This window comes from Francisella sp. 19S2-4 (genome assembly GCF_036281795.1).
Lineage (GTDB): Bacteria > Pseudomonadota > Gammaproteobacteria > Francisellales > Francisellaceae > Francisella.
This window is the reverse complement of sequence record NZ_JAWUZH010000020.1, coordinates 1-16,346: the sequence shown is the minus strand read 5'-3', so window position 1 is coordinate 16,346 and position 16,346 is coordinate 1. Positions and strand designations below refer to the sequence as shown.

Here is a 16,346-nt window from a genome sequence, read left to right as displayed (position 1 = left end):
GTTAATTTTATAACTATATTTAAAAAGTACATTAGCGATCAGAAGTTTCAAAAATAAATGATTAGAAAATAAAACTGTTTGAACGAAGTGAGTTTTTTATTTTCCATTTATCTTAAACTAAGATAGCTTAGTACTAGGCAGTTTTGCATACTTTTTCTGCCATGAAAAAAGTATGTCGCGATAACTTACATAGTAAGTAGCGAAAAATCCTTTTATATTTTAATATAACTTCACTTCATATAAATTCAAATCAAAACTCATACCATCAATAACTCTATAATCTTTTATAGAACCTATCATTACACCACCTGCTTTTGATATTACAGCTATACCTGGTTCATTTTTATTAAGGCAGGAAATTTTTATTGTTTTAATTTTTCTATCTCTTAAATATTCTTTGATTGAAGCTATTGCTTTTGACACAACTCCAAAGCCTTGTGCCGATTTAGCCAACCAATAACCAATTTCTGCTTCAGATCTCCGATGACAAATATATTTTATATTAAATACTCCTATAATTTGATTATTCAATATAACCTTATAACATTCAGCTCTTAATGATGTTCTCTGTATCCTCTTAGATATATACTCTCTTGCAGATTCAATACATCTAACATCATCAACCCAATCTAAGTAATAAAGTACTCCTCTATTCTCATTAACTAACTCTAAGATTTTTTTAGAATCACTAATCAATAACTTTTCAAGAGAAATATCTTCTGAAACCTTAATCACCCAATCACCCTATATCCAAACCAATCAGGTTTTAAATCATATTCTTCATCACTTGGAGTTAAGTGAATATACTTACCGTCTATAGAACTAAGCTCTAAGCAATCATCAACTTCCATAAGATTATCTTTATGCTGATGTAATGAGTTTTTTAGTAAGTTTTTCTTAGCTTTTTCTTTTGCTTCTGTTATATCTGCAGCAACAAATAATGCAAATTCATGTAGCTCATTTAGCTTAGACTCATCATAACCACCGAGGTTTACAAAATATAATTTCTTATTAAAATTTTGAGGCTTATCTTGAAGTGATATTTGGTATCCATCTGCACCCTTCACAGACTTGTAACTATCCATGTGTAAACCTTTGACTGTACCAAACCAGTTCTGTCTAAGTTGCTCGTAAGTATCTTCGATAGTATCTCCAATTACAAACTGTATGTCATGTAACTCGATATTTGCTTTTGGTGCACTACCACCAAGATAAACTATAAATAATTGACTCATAAAAACTCTATAAAATTAATTTTCTTAAATGAAGTATAGCTAATTTTATTAAGATCATAAAACAGGTTATAACATTTTATGCTTTGGATTTATCTTTGCTGTAAGAATATGATCTTGCCATTTCCCTGCTATTTTAAGATATGATTTTGCTAATCCTTCTTTTTCAAAACCCAGCTTTAACAACACCCTTTCACTACGAATATTTGAAGGTATATAATTTGCCATAACTCGATGTAAATCAAACTCTTCAAATACATAGTTGATTGCTGATTCTAAAACCTCTGTCATTAACCCTTTTCCTTGATATTTTTCTGCTAAAGAATATCCAAGATTACAAGCTTGAAACACTCCATAAACAATATTTGAGAAATTACAGATAGCAATGATTTCAGTACTATCTTTGTTTAATGCCACAAGTTTTAAAGATGATTTATTCTTGAACTCTTGTTGATTTTGTTCCAAAATTTTAGAGAAATTCTCTAGTGTATAAAAATCTTTATCTCTTATAGGTTCCCAAGGATCTAAATGTTTCTTATTACCAAAATAATAATTTAACATTAGTTGCGCATTACTTGGTTCTAATAATTTAATTATTGTTCTTTGTGTATGAATTTCAATACTCATAAATAATATCTAAAACTATCTATAAAAGTTAAGTATATCAAGTACATAACATTACTTATATCATTCTAAGCAAATACTGATATTAAGAACTAGACTAACATTATTAACGAAACTATAAACATTAATGCAACATATATCCTTTTTAATATATGTTGCTCTAAGATATTTACTAATCTAGCACCTATTAAGCTACCTAGCACACACGGAATAATTGTAGATAAAAATATTGGTGTGACTAAATACCCTATATGATTTGAGCTAACCCCACTGATTGATATGCCCATAATAATTAGAAATAACCCGACTATTGTAGAATATGTAAAAACTAGTAGTACTGATGTTCCAATTGCTTTTCTAAGGTTTATACCAGCACTTACAAAAAATGGTACATTAAAAACTGATAATCCTAGAAAAGCTGATATGCCTCCAAGAAATGTTGACATGCTATTAAATTGATATTTTTTAAAATTTATTTTCTTTGAATTTTGGATATTAAATTTCATCATCCATATAGCTATTATAAATACAGCGATAGCAAATGTTTTCTTTAAACTCTCACTATTTGTAATCATCATTAAAATAGCTCCTATAAGCACCCCTATAATCATAAAATATATACATGATTTATACAGAGTGAAATCGATATTCTTATATCTCATATGCTTAATACTAGAGATAAGTCCTAATGTAATTGATGCACAAGATCCTGTTGCTATGGTCATTTGCATCTTATGATCAAGCATTGGGTAAAAGTGAGTTATTATCCAATATATTGTCGGTACTGATAAGAGTCCAAAACCTCCTCCTAACATACTAGAAAGTAAGCTAGCTACGAAAGAAAATATTACAGATATAAGTATTACCATTATTATTTCTTAATGAATCATTTTAAATCCAAGTTATCTAAGTGTTTTTTATAATTTAATGTATATTCTTCTATTTTTGGATCTTTCATCACATCATTACAGATAAATGTAGGTAATGGCGACATTCCAAGAAACTGATGTGCTTTATGGAAATGTAAATATACACCGTCTACTCCAACACCTTCAAAAAATTGATCTTTTTCAGTAAAGGCTTCCATAGGAGCGTTCCACGTTAAAGATAGCATATATTTCTTGCCCTGAAGTAATCCACCAGAGCCATATTTTTTAGTAGCATCATAGCGAGATCTACCATCGCTTGCATATAATACTCCATGTCCTGTTGTCAAAACTTCATCAAGATATTTTTTGACAATCCAAGGTGGTCCCATCCACCAACCTGGCATTTGATGAATTATCGTATCAACCCATAACCATTTTTGTATCTCTTCATCAATATTATAGCCACTATCAATATTAGTAACCTTTACTTCATGACCAGAGCTTATTAGATGACTTTCAGATAAATCTGCCAAGTATTGATTAAGCGCACCCTTTGAGTGTCCAAAGTCTTTTTTACCATTTATTATAAGAATTTTACTCATTTTAAATCCATATGTTTTATTTTAAAAATAAATGCTTAATTAATAATTTATCTCTAAGAGAACTATAGTGCCTTAACTTTTTGCTAGCTTTAAAGTTCTATATTTCAAAATAAATAATAATCCCGCCCCTATTAAAGAAAGAATTATCCCAGAGATAATACTACTAGAATAAGCAAATCCATAAGCTATAGGTAACCCTCCTAAAAAAGCTCCTAAAGCATTCGCTATATTAAAACCTGCTTGGCTAACAGCTGAACCAAACATCTCAGCACCTTTGAACACTTTTATCAACAATGTTTGAATTGATGGAGCTAATCCAAAGGCAAAAAAACCAATTCCAAAACTTAATACTACAGAGATAAATTTATAATCTATTAACAGATACGCTAATAATAAAACTATTAACAAACCTATTAAACTAGCAATAGTAGCATTTAAAGCACCTACATTATCAGTTAGTCTACCACCATATATATTTCCGCTAAACATTCCTAAACCAACGAAAAATAATACATAAGGAATTGAGTTCTCTGAAATATGTGTAATATTTATCATCATCGGAGATATATAACTATACCAAGCAAATAATCCTGCAAATGCTAATGATACTACACCAAATGCTAACCATGTATCTAATCTCATCATGACTTTTAAAGTTGAAGTATTATTATTCGATTCTTCTTTATTTAGATCAACATGAGGTATCCATAATATAGTAGTAATAGTTGTCGCAATTCCTATTAATCCAACTATAACAAATGCTGCTTGCCAGCTAGTTATTAAAACTAAATGTGTTGCCAATGGTACGCCAATAATATTAGCTATCGTCAATCCAGTAAACATCAACGCAATCGCTAAAGACTGTTTACCTCTGTCTGCCACTTCCATAGCAACAATTGCTCCAACTCCAAAGAAAGCACCATGTGGTAATCCTGATAAGAACCTTGTAACCATTAGAAAATCATAACTTGTCGAGAAAATAGATAAACTATTGAACAAAGCTATCATAATACTTAATGCTATTAATAATGATCTTGGACTAAGTTTTTTTGAAAATAATACTAAGGCTGGAGCCCCAATAATAACACCTAACGCATAAATACTAATTAAATGCCCTGCTTGAGGAATGCTCACTTGAAAATATTGCGATATTTGCGGCAAAATTCCCATCATAATAAATTCTGTAATTCCTATGGTAAGAGCCCCTAACATTAAGGGAATTAGACTTTTTTTCATTATAAATCTCCGAATGAGGATAAGATAAAAATACTTTAGTATCTAATTATCAAATTTTGTAAAACTATGAGTATTATACTTTTTATATTTTTAATGATAATATGCAAAATAATAAAAACACTTTTCAGAAAAACTGAAAAATGAAAATGCTATCTGAACTACAGCTATTCGTAGCTGTAATAAATCATGGAAATCTATCAGCTGCAGGACGAGAATTTTATTTATCTCCAGCAAGTATAAGCAATAAAATTAGTGCATTAGAAGACTACTATGATGCAAAGTTATTAGTTAGAACTACTAGAAAAATTGAAGTTACAAAAGCTGGTGAAATGCTCTACCAATCAGCAGTTAAACTTTTAGAAGAATTAAATTGTATAAAAGAAAATATTCAAGCTAATATAAATAAAGCAGAAGGTCTTATTAGATTGACTATACCTTTTGACCTTGGCGAACAATTTATACTGCCAATATTAGATAAATTTAGTGAAATTAACCCCAAGGTCAAATATGATATTCTTTTCACTGATGATATAGTTTCTTATAATCAATTTCCTTTTGATATAGCGATTAGGCAAGGTAACTTACAAAATAGTAATTTCATCGCAAAAAAATTAATCAAAAGCTACAGAATATTATGCGCTAGCCCAAAATATCTAAAGAAAATGAATATCACTAATATCAATGACATAAATATCTTAAAAGATTGTGATTTTATTACTATAAAAATAAATGGTACCGCGATTAAAAACTGGTATTTAATAGACCCTCAAAATAATAAACTTGAAATTAACCTAAATCCATCATGTATTGTTAATAATGGCTATATAAGTCGTAAAATGTGTCTAAGAGGATATGGCATAGCTTCAAAATCATACTGGGATATAAAAAAAGATCTAGACTCTGGTGAACTTATTCAGATATTACCAGACTACAAAGTCACCCTAAATGCAAATGATAAACCTGATAATGTGATTAGTTTAATCTACCCTTATAAACAGTTCCAACCATATAGAGTTAGAATGCTAAATGAATTTATAATAAATAATTTTCCTAAAAATAGCTAAAAAACTGGCTATCTGCAAGCTGAATAACAATTAGTTTATTAATATTATTGAGCTATAATAAATTAAATAAATTATTACTAATATTTTAACAAATGATAAAACTAGAAATATCTATTGATAATTATCAATCCATTCTTAATGCCCAAAAAGCAGGTGCTGATAGACTTGAGTTATGCTCAGCATTAGGGGTTGAAGGTCTTACCCCCTCTCCTAGCTTGGTAAAATTTGCTAAAGCTAATTTCAAAGGATCGTTACAACCTATTATTCGCCATCGTGCTGGCGATTTTTATTACGACTCTATAGATCAACAAATCATGCTTGATGATCTAAAAACAATGCTTGACCTAGATGTAGATGGCATAGTTATCGGAGCTTTAACTAAGCAAAATGAAGTTGATAAAGATTTTCTAGAACCATTTATCAAACTTACAAAACAAGCTAAAAAAGAGCTGACATTCCATAGAGCTATAGATATAGCCAATGACATTCATGCTAGTACTCAAGAAGTTATTGAGCTTGGGTTTGATAGAATTCTTACATCGGGAGCTGGCTTAAATGTAATAGAAGGATTAGAAACTGTAAAATCATTACAACAGAATTTTGGTAGCCAGATTCAGATAATGCCAGGTGGCGGAATTAACTCTCAGAATGTAAGAGAAATCTTAGAAGTTACAAAAGTAACAAATATCCACGGTTCTGCTTCTAAAAAAATCTTACGTGATACTAGAACTACTGCATTTCCTAGCTCTGCTCTAGAGATCAAAACTAGTCAAGTTGATGAGATATCTGCAATTAAAGCAAAACTACATTACTCATAAACAAATTATCACAAATTTATATTTTCTCTTTTTATAAGCTTAATCCTAGATTTTAGTAACGCTTAACTATAACCTTGTAATCTAAGTTTTCTAATAAATTTCAAACTATGATAAAAAATATATTCTTTGATCTTGATGGTACTCTTGTCAATACTGTTGGAGATATTACAGTTGCTACAAATACTATGCGTAAACACTTTGGACTTAAACCTATTTCTGAAGATGTCATCGCAAACATCGTTGGCAAGGGCTACCCTACAACTGTTAGAAAAGTATTGGCTTTAGATTTTGATGATAAGCAATATGTTGAATCTATAGCTGATGAAGGTGTCAAAATTGTAAGTCAAACATATAAGTCTCTTAATAGTGCTAATAGCAAAGTATATCCTAATGTACCTGAAACGCTTGAGTTTTTAAAAAGTAAAAATATAAAAATGGTTGTAGTTACAAATAAATATGAGCAAGATGCCATAGAGTCTCTAACACATTTAGGGTTAATTGATTACTTTGAGATGATAATTGGTGGCGATACTACATCTAGCTATAAACCTTATCCTGAGCCTCTACTCTTTGCTATGGATAAACTAAATGCTAAAGCTGAAGAAAGTCTAATGATTGGCGACTCAATGAATGACTTCCTATGTGCAAAAGAAGCAAATGTAAAAGCTATAATGCTAAGTTATGGTTATCACAATGGTGTTAATCTTAAAGCTCTAGATAGCTTTGCTTATATCGATGATTTTGCTGAGATAAAAAGTCTTATATAAAATATAAAGACATCAGGAGATTAGTAACGAAATAGATCAACTAATATCTTTTATCAAAATAAACTTCTTAAGATAATAATTTCAAAATTTCACTTACTTAAGCACTATGCTATAATTTCGCCATAATCATATTTTAAAGAACCTTTTAAAATGGCAAATCATCATAAATTAATAATCTTAGGATCTGGCCCTGCTGGATATACTGCAGCAATCTATGCAGCTCGTGCAAATCTAAACCCTGTAATAATCACAGGGATGCAACCAGGTGGACAACTTACAACAACTACTGATGTTGATAACTGGCCAGGTGAAGCTGATGGCATCATGGGTCCAGAGCTTATGGAAAAACTACAAAAACAAGCTGAAAGATTTGATACACAGATCATATATGACACTATTAACTCTGTAGATCTACAAACTAAACCTTTAAAACTAGCAGGCGAATTAGAAGAATATACTTGTGATGCCCTAATTATCGCAACTGGAGCTACTGCTAGGTATCTAGGACTAGAATCAGAAGAGAAATTTATGGGTAAAGGTGTCTCTGCTTGTGCTACTTGTGATGGTTTTTTCTATAAGAACAAAGATGTTGCTGTAGTTGGTGGTGGTAACACTGCGGTTGAAGAAGCCCTTTTCTTGTCAAATATTGCCAAATCTGTGACACTAATTCATCGTAGAGATTCGCTTAGATCTGAGAAAATCCTTATCGATAAACTAATGGAAAAAGCTGAGAATGGTAATGTAAATATTATTTGGGATACAACATTAGAAGAAGTTCTTGGTGACGATATGGGTGTAAATGCACTACGTGTTAGAAATGTCAAAACTAATGAGGAATCTCAAATAGATGTAATGGGAGTATTTATTGCTATTGGTCATACTCCAAATACTGGTATATTTGAAGGTCAGATTGAAATGGAAAATGGCTATATCAAAGTTAAATCTGGTCTAGCTGGTGATGCTACTCAAACAAATATCAAAGGTGTATTTGCTGCTGGAGATGTGGCTGATCATATATACAAACAAGCAGTAACTTCTGCTGGTACTGGCTGTATGGCTGCACTAGATGCTGAGAAATTTCTAGATAATTTAGAACAATAATTTATTTTCTAATCTTATATAACTTATTTACTTCATAGATTTCAGGCCTTTAAATATTGGCCATAAAGTACATAATGCTAATATCGCTAATATATAAAACCACTCGTTGCTAGGCAGTGGATCGATATAATTAATTACAAAAAATATCGTATACATAAACATCACAACTAGACCAGATAAACCATATGAAACACCTTGGATTTTACCTTGTAAGTTTATAGGTGTATTTTTCTGAGCTATTGTTACAGCTATCACCCATGATGATATAAATATACCTGCGATAAAGTAATATAAAATTGCAAAATTCACACTATGATTTAAAGCTAAACATATATACATCAAAGCTGAGAAAGACATAGAAAGAATTAATGTCAATCTTGGTGATACCCTCTCTATCATATAAGGCAAAAGGATACTTCCAACAATAAAGCCTACCGAAAATGCCACTTCTATCAAACCAAACTCTAATGATGAAGCTTGAAGAATATTTTTAGCATATGGCGATATAAAGATTGGAGCAATCATATATATACATGTAATACCAACTTGAGCAAAATAGCACCAATAAAGTGGTTTATTTTGATTTAGATAACTAAAAACTTCTTTCCAGTTATCTAAGAAACTACCTTCATTCTTTTTTACCTTTCTCTTAGGGATAATCATAAAACTACATAGTGTTGCAAGAATGCATCCAACTAGCATAATCATCATAATCTGATGCATATCAAAATACACTATAAGCATCCCCCCTAGTGACATACCTATTACCATCCCAAACTCAAATAATCCATCCATAGTACTATTTGCATAAAGAAGAACATCATCATTAGGAAATAACTCTCGAGACATTATCATCATTGCTGGCATAAAAAATGCTAATATAATTCCCCAAATACCTGTAAATAAATATACTTTCCCAACAGTATCCAAACTAGTGAGAAATATAAATACAAGAAGCAATATTACCCTTAATAAATTAACAGTAACGATAATTACCCGTCTAGGTACAAGATCAGCAAAATATCCTGTAATTGGAGATAATATAACTCCAAATATCCACCATGAAAATATAAATAAGATTATAACCTCAATATTGTTCTTCAAAGTTAGTAAATGCCAGCTAATAGATATATAAGCCATACCTACAACGACAGCATTACAAATGCTCATAATACAAGCATAACTAAAAGAGCTATTGCTAAATAATCTACTTCTAGCTTTAAAATAATTAAGCATACCAATACCTATCTAAAATAAGATTTTTTAAGTCATAAGACTAAATTAATCACTGAAAATGCAGACACAAATAATCTAAGGAAATTCTATATTAAAAATATTTATAAGCAAGATATAGATCAGCAAGTATTTGGAGGAGTAACTACTTTAGAGGTTGAGAGCATTTGAATAATATTGAACAAATAAACATCTATGCTACAAATATCCTGAAATTACGCTTATACTTTTTTTAACAGAGTCATAACTAAGTACAGCCTCTTCTTTAGTTACTTTATATTTTTTTCCATGGACTACTTCATTTCTTAAATCCTTTGTATTACGGCACCACTCTCTAAATTCACTAGTTAATGAAAAATCAAAGCCTAAAGCATCTTTGACTAATAATTCTGCTATTTTATATGAAGATAGTGGTGTTCTATGGCGATCATTTTTATGAAACTTATTTTCAATTTCCGCATCAGATAACCCTAATTTCTTATATGCATCTCTAAGTCTTATATTTAAAAAAGTTTCAAACAATACGGCTGACTCTATTGCTGCTAATCTCCATTCTCTTAAATCTAGCTTGTCTTCAACTTCAAGCTGCAAAGTTTTAATAATTGATGGCTCAATATCTTTATCTAATACTTGTCTTAATTCTAAATCTTCTTTATCTAGTATAGATCCCCCCATGCCTCTCATTGTTGCATCCATATGATAAATAAGACCAGAAAATAAATTATCATTTTTTTCATCATTTAGGATTGATTTATCTGTCACATAAATTTTAGTAATAGTAGAATTATCTTTATAACTATCAAAAACAAAAAACTCTTGAATTATAGCCGGAGTTATTGATCTTATATAAAATTTACCTGTAATGACTCTATAATGCTCAATAAACTTATTAACAGCTTCTATTGCTAAATTAATAAAATATTTAGTATTATGAAACTTTTTTATGTCAAACTGTTTTAAATCAAAATTAATACGAACAGAGGAAAAAGATGCTCTACCAGTCCTATCACCCTCTATCTCACCACAAAGATCAACTGATTTATTCTGTGTAATACGACGTAAGAATTGAATACCTACAAATACATCATAAATCTTAACAATATATGCTTTTTCTATTTTACTAGGAATATAAACAGGAGCTCTACTCCCTATAATAAATCTATCATTCTTTTTACAATTAGGAGCATATCGCGAGTAAGGAAGATCTTTTTTATTCTTATATGCATTAAACCACTCTTCAAGCTCCTTATCCTTAAAACCATCTTTAACAAAAATAAGAAAGGGAAGATCAAAATATATTGATTTATAATACATTTCTTTTGATTGATTGTTCATTTTCATTATTATGGCACTTTATTTACTCCATATAATTTAATATAAACACTTGTGAAAACTATAGCAATATAAGATCTATCAACAAGTAGTTTTAAAAGCAAATGACTAGAAAATAAAGCTGTTTGAAAGAGGTGAGCTTTTTATTTTCCATTTGTTTTAAACTACAATAGCGTAGTGCTAGGCAGTTTTGCATACTTTTTCTGCCATGAAAAAAGTATGTCGCTATAACTTACGTAGTAAGTAGCGAAACTATAAACAAGATTTAAGCTATTACTTAATATTCCCAACTCTGATATTCTTTATTTTTTGATTTCATTGTCTCATATAACCAAACCATACGATCCAAGTACCAGCTTTTTCCTATATATGCTAATGCTGTACCAAAAACAGCTCCCCAAACAGAGTAATAAATAATAGCCCAAATTGCTAGTATCATTCCAATAGAAGAAATTATATTAAGGATACTATATAAAGGAGTTTTATGAATATCTGGTATCTCGATGCGATCTCTATTTAAATAAACTCTCTCGCCTAATACAGACTTAGAGGCCCAATTTTTTGTTGAGAGAGGCTTACTAAAAAACACTGGATTTAAAAACATCCACAATAAAGAAATAACACCTGGGATAACACACCACCAACCTATCCAAATACGACTCCAAAATGCTAATACAATTAAAGGAAGCACAGAATATCTTGTCCAAACACTCCATGGGTTAGCATGCTTCATCCAGTTATCATCCGTTAGATTAAATACTTTTGCTACTTTTCTTTCTAGAGTCATACTAGTGTTTAATTATCAGTATCTTTGATAATTATTCTATCAATTAAAATCGATGAGGCGAAACTTATAATTGTTAAAAGATTAATATTCAGAGGTAATATTTATTTAATTATCGCCCTCTTAAAAAGAAATTATCTAACTGCGCAAAATTAAGCTTCACCCAAGTTGGTCGGCCATGATTACATTGGCCTGAGTTTTCAACAGTCTCCATCTGTCTTAATAGATGATTCATTTCTGGAATACTTAACTTATCATTAGCTCGTACAGCAGCATGGCAAGATACTGTAGCCAAAATATGATTTAGGTAAAACTCAACACTTTTTGTCTTACCTGAGGATACTAGCTCTGTAGCTACATTTGATATTAACTCTTGAATATCTTTGCTTTTAACATAGATTGGCACTGCTCGCACAAGCACAGCATCATCAGCTACTATAGATATTTCAAAACCAAGCTTCTCAAAAACTTCAATATTTTCATCAATAGCTGCAACTATACTACTTGATAGCTGACAAGTTAGAGGAACTAGAAGATTCTGCTTAAATTTATCAGCATCTGCATGCCAAGTTTTTTTCATTTCTTCATAGAGGATTCTCTCGTGTGCAGCATGCATATCCACAAGTACCACACCATCATCTACTTGCGAGAGAATATATATACCATGAATCTGACAGATAGCTTGACCTAAACCATTAGATTTTGGCTTTTGTGATATATGAATTTCATTTTCTTGAGTAGTTTGATTATTTAAATATTTATCAAGTAGATTAGTATTTGAGTCAGTCTCTTCTTGATCTTCTATACTGATATCCAAACTCATATTACCAATATTAAGCGGATTATTTACACTACTTGATCTTTCTTGGATATTGTTATCACGAAGAGTAGGTTTATCAACTTCTATATCAGCACTTGTAGTTATAGCTTTATTTACAGTACCAAAAATAAAATCATAGATAAATTTTTGGTTTCTAAAGCGTACTTCACTCTTAGCAGGATGAACATTTACATCCACTTCTTTATAATCCATATCAAGATAAAGTAAAAATGCCGGATATCTATTGCCATACATTACATCTTTATAAGCATTTTTTATCGCATGAGTGACAATTTTATCTTTGATAATACGCCCATTTATATAGAAACTCTGCATATCTGCTCTAGCTCTATTAAACCTCGGACTAGCTGCCCAACCCCATAGATGAGCATCACCAACTTCTTTATCTATATAGATAGCATTTTCAATAAAATCACGACTATATAAATCTAAAACACGATTATATTTAAGCTGTGCATCTTCTGCTAATAATAGATCTTTGACCTCTTTACCATTATGAATAAGTCTAAAAGCTATACCAAAATAGCAAAGCATATATTTCTTAAGTAAATCAGAAATATGTAAAAACTCAGTATTGTCTTTCTTTAAAAACTTGCGTCGAGCTGGCGTATTATAAAATAGCTCACTAACCTCAATAGTTGTCCCTGTCACATGTGCAGCTGGTACAACCTCTCTAGTTTGGTTATTGATTTGCCAAGCATCATCTAAATCCTGATGTTTTGAGATAATCTTTAGCTTTGAAACAGATGCAATACTCGCCAGAGCTTCTCCACGAAAGCCCATACTTGCAACAGATTCTAACTCTTCAAGGGTATAAACTTTGCTTGTTGCATGAGGCGCCAAAGCTAATTTTAAATCATCCTGTGTAATCCCTCTACCATTATCTCTGATTCTAATTAGAGATTTACCACCTTCTTGGATTTCAATAGTTATCTCAGTTGCTCCAGCATCTATAGAATTCTCAACTAACTCTTTCACTACAGAAGAAGGTCTTTCAATAACCTCTCCAGCAGCTATTTGATTTGCTAGATTTTCTGGTAATATTTTTATTTGGCGATAATCATTCATTTTTACATCTTAATTTATATAGGATCTTTTACAAAATCTCTTGTTGAGCATTCTTCAAAGAGCTTTTGATTTATTACTTTGCCATTTTTATCTTCATAAGGGTAAATATTATCTTTGGTTAAACCACATAATTTTCTTATCTTTTTAGCCTCTGTTTTCGAGATTCTTTCCCAATACTCATTCTTACCTAATAGCCCCCAAAATGCCCTAACGTATATTTTCTTACCATATTCAATAGTCTGAGCTTGTACATGATAATATTTACCATCATGTGGATTTAAAACCGCACCATTGGCATACAAAGGACCTTTGCTATTATTTTCATAATAATCATTCTTTTGCATTCCCCAAACAAACTCTAACCCTTGATATTTATCTTGACCGCTAGAGTAATCATATTTATTACCATAAGCATTGCCTTTTCCACATTCTTTACAATAAATAATCGGAGCATGTACTTTGTTATAATCAACATTTGATAATGGTACAAAGATTTCAGCATTCAAATTTCCTTGGTCATTATTGTATGCATGAATAACTGAAACATTAGTGCTTGTGGTTTTATCTTTTTGCAACCAATAGCCATTAGCTAAAAGTTTTTTCTCATTAGCATAGCAACTAGCAAAATAAGTAAATAAAAAAATTAATATAATTTTTCTTAGCACTATATGTTTAAATTTGGAAAATGATTTTAGAAGAAAGTATAAAGAAAAAATGTTATTAGTTAAACAGGACTTTTCACTCCAAACTGAGATACTGGATAATCTATACATTCGCCAGTTACTTTCTTATCTTTATTAGTATAGTTTCCATTAGCATCCACACCACAATCTTTTTTAACTTTCTCGTAGTCTGCTTTTGTTATTCTTTGCCAATGAGCAGCTTTGCTTCCTAGTTCTTTACCCCATACGATATATGCAGCTTTAGAATACATGCTTTTACCATTGTCTTGAACTTGTGCCGATGCAGCATAGATCTTACCATCATTAGGGTTTATCACACCACCATTGTCATACATAGGTCCTTTAGCTGGTGCTTGAGCTGTACCACTTTGTTCTTGCATATTACCCGCAAACACAAAACCTTCTAAAGGAGCATTTTTACCTTTATAATTAAAGCCGTTATAAGATCCGTTTGAACAGTTATTACAAGTTGCTTTTGGTTTAACTGGCTTACCTGAAGAAGGGTCTACAGTCATTAATGGAACAGCTATCTCCATTTGTAGAGTTCCTTTCTTACCATACTTACTATCTTTTGCAAAATACGTATGAATAATACCCTCTGGCATACCACGACCTGCATCAGGATCTTCATCAAACTGTACCCAATAGCCTTCCGGCGAAAGATTATCTTTTGTATCTACTTTAGCATTATCAGCTGCATAAGATATAGACGTTCCTAAAGCAGCTAAAGCCATTAAACTTAAGATTTTTGTTTTATTCATTATTTCTCCTTATTATCCTTATAAAATCCAAAAGACTTTTTTGATAGTAACAAAGAACTTAATCTTATTCAAATAACTTGAGAGTTATTATTAACAATTTAATTAATAAAGCTTATAATAAATTTTAATAAGAAATAACTTTTATTTAAATCTTTGCAAGGAAAAATCATAACAAATTTTGGTGGTAATATTTTAGTAAAACTAACCAATAATGAGAAAGTCTCAGCACTATATCGCAGTAATTTCAAAGGTGAACTTACTGTCGGTGATAATGTTGAGCTTGAATATACTAATTCAACATATGTAATTACAAAATTATTAGAAAGGAAAAATTTAATATCCCGCCCAAACCAATATCAACGTAAGAATAAAAATGTTGCTGCGAATATTGATTATGCTGTAATTATCATCACTCACTCGCCTGCTCCTGTCGAGCACTATATAGACAGATACTTAGCCGCTCTGCATAATAGTGACATTGAACCAATCATAGTAGTAAATAAAATAGATAGCCAAACACCAGAAGATAAAGAATTTATAGAAGGTTTAGTAAATGTATATAAAGATATTGGCTATAAAGTATTTTATATCTCAGCAAAAAATAATATTGGTATCGATAAACTCCTAGATACTCTTAAAAATCATACATCAATATTTTTAGGTCAATCTGGTGTTGGTAAATCTGAAACTCTTAATACTATACTTGGCGAACAAATCACTGAGACCACAGCGGTTTCTGATTCAACTAAAAAAGGACGTCATACAACGACTTGTTCCACACTATATGAAATAGATGATAATACTAATATCATTGACTCTCCAGGTATTAGAGAATTTGGACTATGGCATATATCTAGAGAAGAACTTTTTGATGGTTTTTTAGATTTCAAAAAATATAAAGGGCTATGTCAATTTAGAAACTGCTCTCATGAAGAGAACTCAAAAGGCTGTGAAATAGTCAATCAATTAAAACAAGGTAACATAAATCCTACTCGTTTTAAGAATTATCATAGAATATTAGCTGAAATTAAATAAATTTATTCTTATCTAAAGATCAAAAGCTGAACTTCCAAGATCAACTGAATGCTCTTTCACTTCAGGAACATTAAAAACTTCTTTTAGCATATCTATTTGCCTAGAATGTATACAAAGCTTACCATCAAAGCCAAGAGATTTAATCTTTCTCACCTCCTCTCTAAATAACTCATCGCTTTGGACTCTTATATCATTAAAAGGAACATCCAAAGCTATAAGATTAAAGACTGTTGAATAAATCTTTCAATTTCTATGAATAGGAATATTTTTGCTATTTTTAGTAAAAACTTAGCCTT

At 30.7% G+C, this 16,346-nt stretch carries 18 protein-coding genes; 5 read left to right on the top strand and 13 right to left on the bottom strand.

What is annotated here, in order from left to right; genetic code table 11:
* Window positions 1–219: 219 nt before the first annotated feature.
* From R8535_RS05885 to R8535_RS05860, 6 genes are all read right to left on the bottom strand, one after another.
* A complete protein-coding gene (locus tag R8535_RS05885; RefSeq protein ID WP_329497378.1) occupies window positions 220–735 on the bottom strand; it encodes a GNAT family N-acetyltransferase in 516 nt (171 codons plus the stop codon).
* Window positions 732–1,235: a DUF1543 domain-containing protein gene (locus R8535_RS05880; RefSeq protein WP_329497376.1), complete on the bottom strand. Its 504-nt coding sequence runs from the start codon at window positions 1,233–1,235 to the stop codon at window positions 732–734. Before R8535_RS05880 ends, R8535_RS05885 begins: the two co-directional genes overlap by 4 nt.
* Window positions 1,236–1,301: 66 nt before the next feature.
* Complete coding sequence (rimJ, locus tag R8535_RS05875; RefSeq protein ID WP_329497374.1) at window positions 1,302–1,859, bottom strand: ribosomal protein S5-alanine N-acetyltransferase; 558 nt, start codon at window positions 1,857–1,859, stop codon at window positions 1,302–1,304.
* Between the two features lie 89 nt (window positions 1,860–1,948).
* Window positions 1,949–2,725, bottom strand: coding sequence for a sulfite exporter TauE/SafE family protein (locus R8535_RS05870; protein WP_329497372.1), 777 nt, complete (start codon window positions 2,723–2,725; stop codon window positions 1,949–1,951).
* Between the two features lie 17 nt (window positions 2,726–2,742).
* Window positions 2,743–3,327, bottom strand: coding sequence for an NAD(P)H-dependent oxidoreductase (locus R8535_RS05865; RefSeq protein ID WP_329497370.1), 585 nt, complete (start codon window positions 3,325–3,327; stop codon window positions 2,743–2,745).
* A 72-nt stretch (window positions 3,328–3,399) separates the two neighbouring features.
* Complete coding sequence (locus R8535_RS05860; RefSeq protein ID WP_329497368.1) at window positions 3,400–4,563, bottom strand: MFS transporter; 1,164 nt, start codon at window positions 4,561–4,563, stop codon at window positions 3,400–3,402.
* A gap of 140 nt (window positions 4,564–4,703) precedes the next feature.
* Between R8535_RS05860 and R8535_RS05855 the strand changes: the two genes are divergently transcribed.
* The 4 genes from R8535_RS05855 (at window position 4,704) to trxB (ending at window position 8,313) form a co-directional block, all read left to right on the top strand.
* On the top strand, window positions 4,704–5,627 hold the full coding sequence (locus tag R8535_RS05855; RefSeq protein WP_329497366.1) for a LysR family transcriptional regulator: 924 nt from the start codon (window positions 4,704–4,706) through the stop codon (window positions 5,625–5,627).
* A 92-nt stretch (window positions 5,628–5,719) separates the two neighbouring features.
* Entirely contained in the window at window positions 5,720–6,445 is a 726-nt protein-coding gene (locus R8535_RS05850; protein WP_329497363.1) for a copper homeostasis protein CutC, read from the top strand.
* Between the two features lie 107 nt (window positions 6,446–6,552).
* Window positions 6,553–7,212 (top strand): HAD-IA family hydrolase, encoded by a 660-nt coding sequence (locus tag R8535_RS05845; protein WP_329497362.1) that lies wholly within the window; start codon window positions 6,553–6,555, stop codon window positions 7,210–7,212.
* 150 nt (window positions 7,213–7,362) lie between these two features.
* Window positions 7,363–8,313 carry a thioredoxin-disulfide reductase gene (trxB, locus tag R8535_RS05840; RefSeq protein ID WP_329497361.1) on the top strand — a complete coding sequence of 317 codons (951 nt, stop codon included), beginning with the start codon at window positions 7,363–7,365 and terminating at the stop codon, window positions 8,311–8,313.
* 27 nt (window positions 8,314–8,340) lie between these two features.
* Here trxB and R8535_RS05835 read toward each other — a convergent pair whose 3' ends face one another.
* The 6 genes from R8535_RS05835 to R8535_RS05810 form a co-directional block, all read right to left on the bottom strand.
* Complete coding sequence (locus R8535_RS05835; protein ID WP_329497360.1) at window positions 8,341–9,549, bottom strand: MFS transporter; 1,209 nt, start codon at window positions 9,547–9,549, stop codon at window positions 8,341–8,343.
* A 195-nt stretch (window positions 9,550–9,744) separates the two neighbouring features.
* Window positions 9,745–10,887 (bottom strand): hypothetical protein, encoded by a 1,143-nt coding sequence (locus R8535_RS05830; protein WP_329497358.1) that lies wholly within the window; start codon window positions 10,885–10,887, stop codon window positions 9,745–9,747.
* Between the two features lie 268 nt (window positions 10,888–11,155).
* On the bottom strand, window positions 11,156–11,665 hold the full coding sequence (locus tag R8535_RS05825; protein WP_329497357.1) for a DUF6653 family protein: 510 nt from the start codon (window positions 11,663–11,665) through the stop codon (window positions 11,156–11,158).
* 109 nt (window positions 11,666–11,774) lie between these two features.
* Window positions 11,775–13,571, bottom strand: a complete 1,797-nt coding sequence (gene mutL / locus R8535_RS05820; protein WP_329497356.1) for a DNA mismatch repair endonuclease MutL — start codon at window positions 13,569–13,571, stop codon at window positions 11,775–11,777.
* Window positions 13,572–13,585: 14 nt separating this feature from the next.
* A complete protein-coding gene (locus R8535_RS05815) occupies window positions 13,586–14,236 on the bottom strand; it encodes a DUF2147 domain-containing protein (protein ID WP_329497355.1) in 651 nt (216 codons plus the stop codon).
* Window positions 14,237–14,295: 59 nt separating this feature from the next.
* Window positions 14,296–15,015, bottom strand: coding sequence for a hypothetical protein (locus R8535_RS05810; RefSeq protein WP_329497353.1), 720 nt, complete (start codon window positions 15,013–15,015; stop codon window positions 14,296–14,298).
* 153 nt (window positions 15,016–15,168) lie between these two features.
* Between R8535_RS05810 and rsgA the strand changes: the two genes are divergently transcribed.
* The gene (gene rsgA, locus R8535_RS05805; RefSeq protein WP_329497351.1) at window positions 15,169–16,050 is read left to right on the top strand and encodes a ribosome small subunit-dependent GTPase A; all 882 of its coding nucleotides are present in this window, start codon (window positions 15,169–15,171) and stop codon (window positions 16,048–16,050) included.
* Between the two features lie 12 nt (window positions 16,051–16,062).
* Here rsgA and R8535_RS05800 read toward each other — a convergent pair whose 3' ends face one another.
* Complete coding sequence (locus tag R8535_RS05800) at window positions 16,063–16,203, bottom strand: hypothetical protein (RefSeq protein WP_329497350.1); 141 nt, start codon at window positions 16,201–16,203, stop codon at window positions 16,063–16,065.
* Between the last annotated feature and the right edge of the window lie 143 nt (window positions 16,204–16,346).